General features: G+C 51.1%; 14 protein-coding genes. 7 read left to right on the forward strand and 7 right to left on the reverse strand.

Translation table 11 applies throughout. The features are described from left to right. Positions 1–99: 99 nt before the first annotated feature. Both ACO0LC_RS07320 and proC read left to right on the forward strand, forming a co-directional pair. Entirely contained in the window at positions 100–804 is a 705-nt protein-coding gene (locus tag ACO0LC_RS07320) for a YggS family pyridoxal phosphate-dependent enzyme (protein WP_423001987.1), read from the forward strand. Beyond that, a complete protein-coding gene (proC, locus tag ACO0LC_RS07325; RefSeq protein WP_423001988.1) occupies positions 794–1,624 on the forward strand; it encodes a pyrroline-5-carboxylate reductase in 831 nt (276 codons plus the stop codon). The genes ACO0LC_RS07320 and proC overlap by 11 nt, the downstream gene beginning before the upstream one ends. A 104-nt stretch (positions 1,625–1,728) precedes the next feature. Here proC and ACO0LC_RS07330 read toward each other — a convergent pair whose 3' ends face one another. From ACO0LC_RS07330 to ubiA, 4 genes are all read right to left on the reverse strand, one after another. Next, on the reverse strand, positions 1,729–2,055 hold the full coding sequence (locus ACO0LC_RS07330) for a hypothetical protein (RefSeq protein WP_423001989.1): 327 nt from the start codon (positions 2,053–2,055) through the stop codon (positions 1,729–1,731). Between the two features lie 10 nt (positions 2,056–2,065). Further along, positions 2,066–2,464 carry a phage holin family protein gene (locus ACO0LC_RS07335; protein WP_423001990.1) on the reverse strand — a complete coding sequence of 133 codons (399 nt, stop codon included), beginning with the start codon at positions 2,462–2,464 and terminating at the stop codon, positions 2,066–2,068. A gap of 3 nt (positions 2,465–2,467) precedes the next feature. Then, on the reverse strand, positions 2,468–2,779 hold the full coding sequence (locus ACO0LC_RS07340) for a DUF883 family protein (RefSeq protein ID WP_423001991.1): 312 nt from the start codon (positions 2,777–2,779) through the stop codon (positions 2,468–2,470). Between the two features lie 112 nt (positions 2,780–2,891). Further along, positions 2,892–3,746, reverse strand: a complete 855-nt coding sequence (gene ubiA / locus ACO0LC_RS07345; RefSeq protein ID WP_423002141.1) for a 4-hydroxybenzoate octaprenyltransferase — start codon at positions 3,744–3,746, stop codon at positions 2,892–2,894. Positions 3,747–3,885: 139 nt separating this feature from the next. Between ubiA and ugpB the strand changes: the two genes are divergently transcribed. The 4 genes from ugpB to ACO0LC_RS07365 all read left to right on the forward strand — a co-directional run bounded on the left by ugpB (position 3,886) and on the right by ACO0LC_RS07365 (position 8,317). Then, complete coding sequence (ugpB, locus tag ACO0LC_RS07350) at positions 3,886–5,199, forward strand: sn-glycerol-3-phosphate ABC transporter substrate-binding protein UgpB (RefSeq protein WP_423001992.1); 1,314 nt, start codon at positions 3,886–3,888, stop codon at positions 5,197–5,199. Positions 5,200–5,365: 166 nt separating this feature from the next. Further along, positions 5,366–6,247 carry a sn-glycerol-3-phosphate ABC transporter permease UgpA gene (ugpA, locus tag ACO0LC_RS07355; RefSeq protein ID WP_110255157.1) on the forward strand — a complete coding sequence of 294 codons (882 nt, stop codon included), beginning with the start codon at positions 5,366–5,368 and terminating at the stop codon, positions 6,245–6,247. 2 nt (positions 6,248–6,249) lie between these two features. Further along, entirely contained in the window at positions 6,250–7,101 is an 852-nt protein-coding gene (gene ugpE, locus ACO0LC_RS07360) for a sn-glycerol-3-phosphate ABC transporter permease UgpE (protein WP_423001993.1), read from the forward strand. A gap of 130 nt (positions 7,102–7,231) precedes the next feature. After that, on the forward strand, positions 7,232–8,317 hold the full coding sequence (locus ACO0LC_RS07365; RefSeq protein ID WP_423001994.1) for a sn-glycerol-3-phosphate import ATP-binding protein UgpC: 1,086 nt from the start codon (positions 7,232–7,234) through the stop codon (positions 8,315–8,317). Between the two features lie 20 nt (positions 8,318–8,337). On the opposite strand, the gene ACO0LC_RS07370 is transcribed toward ACO0LC_RS07365, so the two are convergent. After that, positions 8,338–8,574 carry a hypothetical protein gene (locus tag ACO0LC_RS07370; RefSeq protein ID WP_423001995.1) on the reverse strand — a complete coding sequence of 79 codons (237 nt, stop codon included), beginning with the start codon at positions 8,572–8,574 and terminating at the stop codon, positions 8,338–8,340. 246 nt (positions 8,575–8,820) lie between these two features. Here ACO0LC_RS07370 and ACO0LC_RS07375 point away from each other — a divergent pair, with 246 nt between their 5' ends. Continuing rightward, positions 8,821–9,609, forward strand: coding sequence for a helix-turn-helix domain-containing protein (locus tag ACO0LC_RS07375; RefSeq protein WP_423001996.1), 789 nt, complete (start codon positions 8,821–8,823; stop codon positions 9,607–9,609). Here the strand turns inward: ACO0LC_RS07375 and ACO0LC_RS07380 are convergent. Then, positions 9,582–11,837 (reverse strand): patatin-like phospholipase family protein, encoded by a 2,256-nt coding sequence (locus ACO0LC_RS07380; protein ID WP_423001997.1) that lies wholly within the window; start codon positions 11,835–11,837, stop codon positions 9,582–9,584. The two genes, ACO0LC_RS07375 and ACO0LC_RS07380, sit on opposite strands and share 28 nt — an antisense overlap. Positions 11,838–11,978: 141 nt before the next feature. Continuing rightward, positions 11,979–12,524 carry a ribosomal protein S5-alanine N-acetyltransferase gene (gene rimJ / locus ACO0LC_RS07385; RefSeq protein WP_423001998.1) on the reverse strand — a complete coding sequence of 182 codons (546 nt, stop codon included), beginning with the start codon at positions 12,522–12,524 and terminating at the stop codon, positions 11,979–11,981. Between the last annotated feature and the right edge of the window lie 16 nt (positions 12,525–12,540).

Below are 12,540 nucleotides of genomic sequence, written 5' to 3' on the forward strand. Positions count from 1 at the left end.
GGTAAGCTGCTTCAAAGCGCGATAAAAGCCATATTAAGCTGTGGGTGGGAGTTTTACCAGAAGTTCACAACGAATTAGATAGATTTTTGGTTACTGATTATGTCCTCAATTTCTGACAACTTGCAAGCCGTAACTACTGATATCCGCGCTGCTGCGCTTGCTAGCGGGCGCGATCCGCAACAACTAAGCCTGCTGGCCGTGTCCAAGACCTTTCCAGCTGATGCCGTGATAGACGCGGCAGAGGCTGGACAACACTGTTTTGGTGAAAATTATCTGCAAGAAGCTTTGGAGAAGATGCAGGAAGTACAGGCGAAGAAGCCGCAACTTCAACTCGAATGGCATTTTATCGGCCCCATACAAAGCAATAAGACCCGCCCCATTGCCGAGCATTTCGCCTGGGTACATTCAGTCGACAGGGAAAAAATCGCCCAGCGCCTCTCTGAACAAAGACCGGCAAATATGCCAGCCCTGAATATTTGTTTGCAAGTTAATATCAGTGGTGAGGCCAGCAAGAGTGGTGTTTTGCCTGAGGAAGCTGTGGCGCTGGCGCAAAAGATTGCTGTGTTGCCGGGCTTGCACTTGCGTGGCCTGATGGCCGTGCCTGAAGCCAGTGATGATGAGCAAGTGCAAAGACAGGCTTTTCGCCAGTTAAAGTTATTAAGTGAACGCATACAGACTGCAGGTATCTCCCTGGATACCCTGTCCATGGGCATGAGCGCAGACATGCATGCGGCCATCGCAGAAGGAAGCACCATGCTGAGAATAGGAACCGCCATTTTTGGAAACCGCAACTATGCAAAATAAGATGAAAATCGCCTTCATAGGCGGTGGCAACATGGCCAATGCCCTGATAGGTGGCTTGCTTAAAAATCTGACCACAGCAGAACATATACATGTCATTGATCTGAACCAGACTTCCCTGGACAAGCTGGTTAGTGACTTTGGTGTGAGCACGGCCCTGGCCGCCGATGCCAGGCTGGCGCAGATGGATGCGATTATCCTGGCGGTGAAACCCCAGCAATTGCGTGAAGTGGTGCAATTGCTGGCCCCTTACCTGAGCCAGCAATTGCTGATTTCCATCGCCGCTGGCATACGCGCTACTGATATAGCCCGCTGGCTGGGCGGTTATGAAAAGATTGTCCGTACCATGCCAAATACGCCAGCACTCATCGCCCAGGGCATGACAGGCTTGTTTGCCCTGGCTGGTGTCAGTGCCGGACAAAAACAAATGGCCGAGCACATCATGCAGGCTGTTGGCGCCACCACCTGGCTCGATGATGAAAGCTTGCTCGATGCAGTAACCGCAGTATCCGGCAGTGGCCCGGCTTATGTGTTTTATTTCATTGAAGCCATGCAAGACGCGGCGACAGAACTTGGCCTTAGCCCTGAGCAAGGCTTGCAACTGGCGATAGCGACTTTTACCGGAGCCGCGCAACTGGCTGCGCAAGCAACTGAGCCAGTAGCCATTTTGCGTGAGCGTGTCACCTCCAAGGGAGGCACCACTTATGCAGCCTTGAGCAGTATGGAAAATGCCGGTGTCAAACAATCTATCGTCAATGCCATCAAGGCGGCGGCGGCCAGAGGTAAAGAACTGGGGGATGAGTTTGGCAAGGACAGTCAATAATAAAACTGACTAAACTGACCAGTCTCGCAAGACCGGGCTATACGGCTTACCTCGATAAGCCTATGTGCTCGATTATTGTGGCTTGCCTGGTTGAAGACATTGGTTTAGTTGCTGGTGTCACTGACATCCGTGCGCATGCGCTGCACTATACCAGCGACGCTACGCCAGGTTTCCCAGCCCAGCAAAGCGGATCTGGCAAAAGAAAATATTCGTCTGGGTTTGAGTATAAACAAGGCAGCAATGGCTATCCCGCCGAGCAGGGGGCGCTGACGGGCTATCTGTCCGGCCTTGCCCAGCATGCCAGTCGCGACACCGACCATGCCTATGGATTGTTTGAACTCCTGGCAATGTATCGTCATCAGGCTGCGTTCTGCCTGGATTTTCAATAATAAGGCTTGACGTCGTAAGGCTAGTTTTCCCAGATGACTCATGGTCTATTCCTTAATCCTTCTTGCCGTTATTGACACCTACTGCGCTATCAGGACTGCGCATCGCGGCAGCGTCTTTTTTCAATTCAGCCAGACTGTGCGACAGAAAACCTGGTTTGTTGTTGAACTGATTGCGTAGCCACAGTGCTATGCCCAGAGACAGCGAAGTGAACAGAGTGATTAAACCAAGCAACACGGTGTAGCGGTGGGTATCCCAAAATGCTGCAACGACGGTCAGTATCGCCAGCAAGATGGCAATGCCAGCAAAAAACAGTGCCGACAATGACCACAGCAGTCCAGAAGAAAAGCGTGCCAGCTCTTCTTCCAGTTCTACTGCGGCCAGTTCCAGGCGGGTGTGGACAATATTGCTCAGCGTTGCGGCAACTTGCCTCAGCGAATCGCTGATGGCCATTGCTTATCGGCTACGGCCGATGAGCAAACCTACCAGCAAACCAACACCGGCAGCGATACCGGCTGATTGCCATGGATTTTCCTTGACGTAGACATCAGTTGCTTTGGCAGCTTCCTTGGTGCGGGTTACCACCAGATCTTCGATGCGCTCAACTTCAGCCTTGGCATTTCTCAAGGTTTTTTCAAAGCGGGCTTTGGCTGATTGAAAGCCTTCACTGCTTTGCTGTTCGGTATTTTTTAAGAGTTCTTCAGCATCACGGATGACAAGATGCAGATCGTTCATCAGTTGTTCTCTATGTTCGTCTACTGTACTCATGATTCGTCCTTTGTGGTTAATAAGCGAATTTCAGTTTACTTAAAAAGTGTCCAGCTAATTTGCGCAAGCACAAGTATAAGCCACTGCATTGAGAAATTAGCAATCTATTGGCTTACTTTACTGCATAGTCTATGGCAATGCCAGCGAAGATTGCTGCACCCAGCCAATTGTTATTATTGAATGCGGCGAAACAAGCCATGCGCTCGCGCTCCCGTATAAGCTTGTAATGATAAAGCGCAAACAACACGGCCACCCCCATGCCAAGCAGGAAATAGGTGCGCAAACCTAGTTCCCAACCCACTAGCGTGATCAGTATAAAGCTGATGGCATAGGACAGCATGACAGCAAAAACATCATATTGACCAAAGGTGATAGCTGAGGTCCTGATACCTATCTTCACATCGTCATCCCTGTCTACCATGGCGTACTCTGTATCATAGGCGATAGCCCAGAAAATATTGGCCAGTAACAGTATCCAGGCTGTCATAGGTACGGTATTTTGCACAGCCGCAAAAGCCATGGGTATGCCAAAACCAAAGGCGATGCCCAGATAAGCCTGGGGGATGGCAAAAAAACGCTTGAAATAAGGATAGCTGCCCGCCACCACCACCGCAACTACCGACAGCAACTTGGTCAAATTATTCAAGGGCAGAATCAGGCAGAAGGAAATCAGCGATAACACCACAGCCACAGCCACGGCTTCTTTGCCAGAAATCTTGCCGCTGGTCAGTGGCCTTTCGGCCGTGCGTTTGACATGACGGTCAAAGTCGCGGTCGGCATAGTCATTGATGGCACAACCGGCAGAGCGCATGAGTGCGGTTCCCAGGCTGAAAATCACTACCAGTTGCCAGCCTGGCTGCCCATGCGAAGCGATCCACAAAGCCGCCAGGGTAGGCCAGAGCAATAAAAGTATGCCTATAGGTTTATGCAGCCTTACCAGTTTGATATACCAGCCCAGGCGTGTCAGCAAGAAATTCATGATTAAGCTTTGTTGTTACTCATGGCAGAATTATAAGTGTTATCTATACATAGGGTAGGGCTGAATGCTATCGTAGCGAAATCCTCATATTAAAAAATATGATTGTCAGCTTTTCTCAGGACCATTTATGAAATTGCAAACCAAACTGGCATGGGCCAGTGCCGCAGTATTGATGAGCTTTGCAGGCTCCGCCCATGCCGTGACAGAAATAAGCTGGTGGCATTCCATGACCGGTGCACTCGGTGACCGGGTCACTGCACTGGCAGATCAATTCAATAAAAGCCAGAATGAATACAAGGTCACGGCTGTCTATAAAGGCAATTATGACGAGGCCCTGGCTGCTGGCATAGCTGCTTTCCGTGCTGGAAATGCCCCACATATCCTGCAAGTATTTGAAGTCGGTACGGCTACCATGATGTATGCCAAGGGTGCAGTCAAGCCAGTATCTGAAGTTATGAAAGTCGCGGGTGAAAAATTCGATGCCTCCGGCTATGTCGCTGCAGTAGCGGGTTATTACACTTCACCCAAGGGGGAAATGTTGTCCTTCCCCTTCAATAGCTCAACCACGGTGTTTTACTATAACAAGGATATGTTTGCCAAAGCGGGCATGGACGCCAACAAAGCCCCCGCAACCTGGCAAGAAGTGGTCGCAGCAGCAGCTCGCCTGAAAGCCAGTGGCGAAAAATGTGCCTATACAACCGGCTGGCAAACCTGGGTGCACCTGGAAAGTTTCTCAGCCTGGCACAATGTAGAGTTCGCCTCCAAGGGCAATGGCTTTGGCGGCCTCGATGCACGCCTGACATTCAATAGCCCCCTGCATGTACGCCATATAGAAAACCTGGAAAACTGGGCCAAGCAAGGCTACTTCACTTATGCTGGTCGCAAGAATGAACCAGAAGCCAAATTCTATTCTGGCGAATGCGGCATGCTGACTTCATCCAGCTCAGCCTATGGCAATATCGCCAAGAATGCCAAGTTTAAATTTGCTGTCGCACCGTTGCCGTATTATTCCGACGTCAAGGGCGCACCGCAAAACACCATCATCGGTGGTGCTTCGCTATGGAGCATGAATGGCAAAAAGACCGAAGAATACAAGGGCGTCGCCAAGTTCTATAAATTCCTCTCGCAGCCAGAAGTACAAGCCAAATGGCATCAGGAAACCGGCTACCTGCCGATCACCAATGCCGCCTATGAGATGACCAAGAAGTCTGGCTTCTATGAAAAAACACCAGGCCCTGGTGTCGCCGTACAGCAAATGATAGTCAAGACCACAGACAAATCCCGCGGCATACGCCTGGGCAGTTTTGTGCAGATACGTACCATCATGGATGAAGAACTGGAATCGGTCTGGAGTGGTAAAAAGTCAGCCAAGGCCGCACTGGACAATGCTGTTTTGCGCGGCAATGAATTGCTGGATCGCTTCGAAAAAGCGAATAAGTAAAGTCTTAAGACCTCTCAACACAGAGACACAGAGGGGGCACAGAGGACACAGAGAAAAACAAAGGCATCACATTTTTTGTTCGACTTGTTTTCCTCTTGTTCTTCTCTGTGTCTCCGTGTCTCTGCGGTGAGCTTTCCGGTTTTTAAATATTCATTAGAGGTTTTTTTTGGAAAAGCGTGCGCGGTTTCGTTCGGCCTGGTTGCCTTATCTGTTGCTCTTGCCGCAGTTGTTGGTAACGGTGCTGTTTTTTTTCTGGCCTGCGGTGCAGGCCCTGTATCAATCCGTCTTGTTGCAGGATGCCTTTGGCATGTCTACGCAGTTTGTCTGGTTTGATAATTTCAAGTCCCTGTTTGCTGATGAGACTTATCTGGCGGCCTTCAAGACCACCGCCATGTTTTCCAGCCTGGTGGCTGTGCTGGGCTTGAGCCTGTCTTTATTGCTGGCGGTATTTGCCGACAGGGTAGTCCGGGGCAGTTCCATCTACAAGACCATGCTGATCTGGCCGTATGCAGTGTCGCCTGTAGTAGTGGGCGTGCTGTGGATGTTCTTACTCAACCCTACGCTGGGCATCGTTGCGCACGGCTTGCGACACTTTGGTATTGAGTGGAACAATCTTTTGAATGGCCGCCATGCCATGATATTGATCGTCCTGGCCGCAGTCTGGAAGCAGATCAGCTACAACTTTTTATTCTTCCTCGCGGGTTTGCAGTCCATACCCAAGTCGCTGATAGAAGCGGCAGCGATAGATGGTGCCGGACCATGGAAGCGCTTCTTCACCATCGTCTTCCCATTGCTGACGCCAACCACTTTCTTTTTGCTGGTGGTGAATATCGTCTACGCTTTTTTTGATACTTTTGCCATCGTCGAGGCTACTACTCAGGGTGGCCCTGGCAAGGATACCGAGATCCTGGTGTTCAAAGTTTTCAATGATGGCTTCAAGGGTGGCGATCTTGGCAGTGCCGCCGCACAGTCAGTGATATTAATGAGTATCGTCATCGTCCTGACCGTGCTGCAATTCAAATACATAGAAAAGAAAGTGCAGTATTAAGCATGATAGAACGCCGACCTTTTCTGGGCATGTTCAGCCACTTTATCCTGATACTAGGTGTCAGCCTGGTGGCTTTCCCCATCTATGTCGCCTTTGTTGCAGCCACCCAGACGGCTGAGCAGTCTGCCCTGGCACCCATGTCCCTGATACCTGGCGACCAGCTCTGGATCAATCTGCAGGCAGTGCTTGGTAGTGGTACATCGGGCAATGTCGCCAGTAGCCCGGTAGGGCGCATGATGTGGGTCAGCCTGGTGTCTGCGCTGATGATCGCTATCGGCAAGATTTCGATTTCCATGTTGTCTGCTTTTGCACTTGTCTACTTCCGCTTTCCTGGCCGCACGCTGTTTTTCTGGATGATTTTTGTTACCCTGATGCTGCCTGTCGAAGTACGTATCAGCCCGACTTATAAAGTGGTGTCGGACTTATCCATGCTCAATAGCTATGCGGGTCTGACTGTGCCGCTGATCGCTTCGGCGACGGCGACCTTCTTGTTCCGGCAATTCTTTTTAACTGTGCCTGATGAGTTGGCAGAAGCAGCACGCATTGATGGTGCTGGCCCCTTGCGTTTTTTCAAGGATATTCTGTGGCCCCTGTCACGCACCAATGTGATTGCCCTGTTCGTCATCATGTTCATCTATGGCTGGAACCAGTATCTCTGGCCCTTGCTGGTATCGACAGAACAGAATATGTATCCGATAGGTGTAGGCATCAAGCGCATGATTGCTGGTGGTGATGCCGCAGTCGAATGGAATATGGTGATGGCGACTTTGCTGCTGGCGATGCTGCCACCCGGGCTGGTGGTGGTCGTCATGCAGAAGTGGTTTGTAAAGGGCCTAGTCGATTCAGAAAAATAACGGACTTACGCAAAACCGCCCCAGCTACGTTGCAGCGCCCGAAGTTTGCAAGATTCGGTACTAAAGTACTGTCTTTGTCGCTACGCCTTGCTGGGACAATTTTGCCTAAGTCCTATATATAAAATAACTTATGGCACAACTACATTTTAAAAACGTTACCAAAACTTACGGCAAGGGCGATAAGGCTGTTGCTGTCATCCATGGTGTTTCCATGGATATCAACCATGGCGAATTCATCGTCATGGTTGGCCCTTCTGGCTGCGGTAAATCGACGCTCTTGCGCATGGTGGCGGGACTGGAAGAAATCTCTTCTGGTGATATCGTCATTGGCGACAGGGTAGTCAATAATCTCGAACCCAAGGACAGGGATATCGCCATGGTGTTCCAGAACTATGCGCTGTACCCGCACATGAGCGTCTATCAGAACATGGCTTATGGTTTGAAGATACGCGGCTTTTCCAAAGCCAATATTGAAACCAGGGTGCAAAAAGCGGCGCAGATACTGGAGCTGGGTGCACTGCTGGACAGGACTCCGCGCCAACTCTCTGGTGGTCAGCGCCAGCGCGTCGCCATGGGGCGTGCCATCGTCAGGGAACCGGCAGTGTTTTTGTTTGATGAACCACTGTCGAATCTGGACGCCAAATTGCGGGTGCAAATGCGCCTGGAAATCCAGCGTCTGCACAAGGCACTCGGTACCACCAGCCTGTATGTTACTCACGATCAGGTCGAGGCCATGACCCTGGGTCAGCGCATGATAGTCATGAATGGTGGTGTGGCTGAACAGATAGGTACACCTGCAGAAGTGTATGCGACGCCGGCCACTACTTTTGTTGCCAGTTTTATTGGATCACCACCGATGAATCTCCTGCGCGGCAAGCTGACTGAAAATGGCAGGCAGATGCAGATAGGCCAGGCGCTGGTGTCATTGCCACTGCTACAAAGCGATGCAGAGCGTGTCGCCAATCGTGAATTGATACTGGGTGTGCGTCCTGAGCATTTATTCATAGGCATGCCAGGCTTGCCACTGGATGTGCAACTGGTCGAGTCACTTGGTGCAGATCTGCTGGTGCATGGCCTGTGTGGTGGTCAGTCCATGGTAATTCGCACACCAGCAGGTACGGCGGTGGAGGCGGGTCAGCGCACGACAGCCGGCTTTGCAGCAGACGTTGTGCATTGGTTTGATCCTGTTACCAATAAACGTATTTCAACAGATTAAATGTTGGATAGACTGATGCACTAAACTATCAGCGCAGCTTTGCGTTGCTGGCGCTGCTGTTGCAAAAATTCCGGGCGCGCACTGGCGCGGCTGGGTGGGCTGCTGAGTCTGCTGGCTTTGTTCAGTGAGAGGGTGGCTGGCGCAACGCTCTGGCCGCAGATATAACCAAGGCCAAATACAGTAAGGGTCAAAAGTATGGCAATGGCATATCTCTTTACCGTATCACTGATGATTGCTGTTTCACTACTTGTTCCCATTTCTGTTTACTCCAGACTGATGTATGTATTGAAGTGACGGCCAGCATAGGCGTTGTATAACAGTCTTAGTGGGTCATAAGGATTCTTGATAACCTGTTATTGAACTTCGCGCAGCTTTGACAGGTCGAAGTGTCGCAATAATTAAAAAAACGTACCAGAAAATTGCTGAAGGCATCGTTATTCAATATCTTTGGTATTGAGATACGGTGCTATTTGCAAAATTTCACACTTAGCCAGGAAACACTCATGAGTTCACCCGAATTGGTCTTGAAAGTCTTGCGCTCAGAGTTGCGTGCCGCAGGCGTGACTTACAAAATGCTGGCAGAACGCATAGGCATGAGTGAATCCAGCATGAAGCGCATGTTCGGTCAAAAGGATATGAGCCTGTCGCGCCTTGCTGAGATTTGCAAGGCATCTGGCATCGCCATGGAAGATGTCTTGCGCCAGGCCGCCGATGTCACCCCGCATGCCGATACTCTGAGTTTGGCGCAAGAGCAATCACTGATGACTGATCCCAAATTATTGCTGGTGGCGATTTGTTGTCTTGGGCATTGGACGCTGGAGCAGATCATAGAAACTTATCATTTGTCGGAAGCCGAATGTGTGCTGCATCTGATTGCTCTGGATAAGCTAGATGTCATAGAACTGCGCCCGCTAAACCGTTACCGCCTGAAAGTATCGCCAGCATTCCACTGGCGTGCCGATGGCCCGATACAGCAATATTTTCGCGATGTGGTGGTAGGTGATTACTTCGCCGGTAGTTTTGATGGTCAGGGAGAGACCTTGCTCTTCGTTCCCGCCCGGGTATCGTCGCATAGTGCTATGGAAATGGTGCAAAAAATACAGCAACTGGCGGCTGAACTGGCGCGCCTGCACCAGGATGATCGCCGCCTGAGACCAGAAGAGCGCGATGGCTTTACTTTGCTGGTGGGTTTCCGTTCCTGGGAATTCTCCGCCTTCACGGCGCTACGCCGCCCAGAGGCGGCAGCGCCCGTCAAAGGTCTGACTCACCAGATAGGCCCTAGGAAAAGATAAAGCGAAGAGCCATTGCCACGGGTTGCACCCGCCCCGAAGAACAGGGGGCCAAAGCGGGTGTCGACAGAGACAAAGGCGCTGCCAGCCTGTTTCAGTGCACCCAGGCGCAAGGCGTGACCTTCACCATAAGTATTGCCAAGTTCCAGCGAGAATCCGGTGCGTATGGCACCACCTATAGTGGTAGGCAAGGCGCCTATTTTTCTGGCCAGTACGATGCGGCCAAAAGCTGTAGCGTCGCCCTCTAAAGAGTTATTTGCCGTGCCAGACAGCCGCAAGAAACCGCCCAGTGGATTAGGCGCACCGCCACGCTCTGAGCGACTCCATTCACCGTATAAATGACCTGCCCATTCACCGAGCTGGAAAGCAGCCAGTGCATCAATCTGGGATTGTGCCAGCGAACGCTCTCCCGGACTTTTTGCTGGAGTATGTTCCCAGCTTGAGGACACCAGATAACCTCGACTGGGATTGGCCAGCGAATCGAGGGTATCGAGGCGGAAACGCAAATACTGGGTAGTACTGTAGTAACGCAAGCTATCCTTTTCTGCATCGGCTGGCAATAATAAATCAACTTTACCAAAACTGCGACTGACCCCCGCTTCTATGGTGCCCCAGTTATCCAGTTGACGTCCGAAAGTCAAACTGCCCTGCGTGCCGCGTACACCTACACGCAATTTTTTGCGTCCCTCTTCATACAAGTCCAGGCTGCTGCCATTGTATTCAAGGGAGGGGGCGATATACCAGGGTGAGCCAGAGGCCAGAGGTTGCCAGAATTGGGTACCTGCCTGGCGTTGACTGCCGATGCGGGCATAGCTACGCAATTCAGCACCATAACTATTGAGTGAAGACGCAATATGCATGACACTCAGGCCAAAGCGATTTTCATCAGCAAAGTCACTGGTCAGTTCCAGGCCTACCCGCAACCTGTTACGGCTGGAGTTTGACTCTGAGGGTTTAATCAATACGTTGCGCTTGCCATCTTCATCAGAGATAACGGTTTCTATATTATCGATATCGCCACGCCCATACAACTTGCCCGAGGCTTGCCTGATCTGCTCCTGTGACAGTACCTGGCCCGGTTTCAAGCCGGTCTGCGCGATCAATGCCTGGGGGTTGATATAACGAGGACCTTCTACCTCTATCTTCGCCAGTGGCAATTTATCCGCTGTGTTGCGTGCAGCCTGGCCAGCATTCGACCTTTGATATTCAAACACGGCATATTGTTCATCTGGCACGCGCAGGACGCTGAGTTGCGGCGCCATTTTATTGACGGCATTTTCGCCCGCCTTGATGGATTGTTGATATTGACCAAAATCGAGAAAACTGATGCCTGACAATTCAGGGGCTATCAAGACATCCGTCTTACGCAATTCCTTGATGGAGCGCTGAACATTTTGCTCAGTCAGGATTTGCAGCATTTGTTTGGTCACATCAATGGCACTGTTGAGTTCATTTTCCTTGGCCAGGGGCGTGCCTACATTGACGGCAATGATGATATCTGCCCCCATCTTACGTGCCAGTTCTACGGGCAAATTACTGACCAGACCACCGTCGACAACCAGCTTTTGCTTGATACGTACCGGTGCAAAAACCCCGGGCAAGGCCAGCGAGGCGCGCATGGTCAGCAGTAAGGGGGTGTCATTCAACTCCACCATGTCGCCAGTCAGCAAATCAGAGGCGACAGAAAGAAAGGGCAGGGATAGTTGATTCACTGGCTGGTCACGCATACCTTCGGGCATCAGCCGTGTCAGTGCATTTTCCAGGGCAGCATTGCCAGCAGCGGCGGGTGGCAAGAATACGCCAGATTTGGTGACCGCAAATTCTATGCGCGAAGGCAGCATCAAGTCTTCTTCCTTGCGACGGTAATCCAGGTCATAGCGGGCTGGGCGGTCGGCCAGCACACTTTCCCAATCGGTTTCGCGGACGATTTGTTCCAGCTCATCGGCTGAGCGCCCGGAGGCATAGGCACCACCAACGACCGCACCTATGCTGGTACCAACCACCATATCGACAGGTATGCGCATTTTGCGCAGGGCACGCAAGACACCTATATGGGCAAAACCGCGTGCACCACCACCTGAGAGTACCAGAGCGATTTTGGGACGCTTGGTCTCATCATGGGTAGCAGTGCTGGAGTTTTGTGTGTCGCCAGTTATTTGGGCCTGGCTGTCAAAGGTAAAAAAGCTGGTTGCCAAGCAGGCAAACGCCACCAGTATCCGGGACAATGACATGAACTGAAGCTTTCTGTAGAAAAGTGATGAGTTGGGCTTGTTGCTATAGACCACAATCATCAGCATGTTTCGCAAAAGACCGCAGTATATACTCATCGCTCTGGGCAAGGATGAGCAATTTACTAATTCCTGCCTATGATGTTAATTCTCTGAATTGACCAGGGCAGTCAAAATGTGGTCGCGCCAGACACCATTGATTTTGAGATAAGACCTGGCATAGCCTTCTTTTTCAAAACCCAGTCTTTCCAGCAAAACGGCGCTGCGCAGGTTTTCTGGCACATAGTTGGCCATGACCCTATGCAGGCCTTGCTGCTGGAACATGTGGGCGATTCCTGCCTGCACGGCCTCTTGCATATAACCCTGACCTTGCCTTTTCTCTGCAATGGCATAACCCAGGTGGCAGGCATGGAAGACACCACGGACGATATTGCTGAAATTGCAAATTCCTATCATTTCATTATCCAGGCACACTGCAAAATGCATGGCCAGGCCTGCTTCCATCAGACGGAAACTGGAATGCAATCTTTCTTCGCATTTCTCCAGCGAGAAAAAATCTTCATCACGCACTGGTTCCCAGGGGGCCAGGTGCGCACGGTTTTCCAATAAATACGCCTGCAACATGGTGGCATGTTCAGGCATAAGTACCCGCAATTGCAGGCGCGTGGTCGCGATCGCTTGTTTGTTCATCGTGCAGGGGGGATAA

Source organism: Undibacterium sp. JH2W (genome assembly GCF_049340425.1).
Taxonomy (GTDB): Bacteria; Pseudomonadota; Gammaproteobacteria; order Burkholderiales; family Burkholderiaceae_D; genus Undibacterium.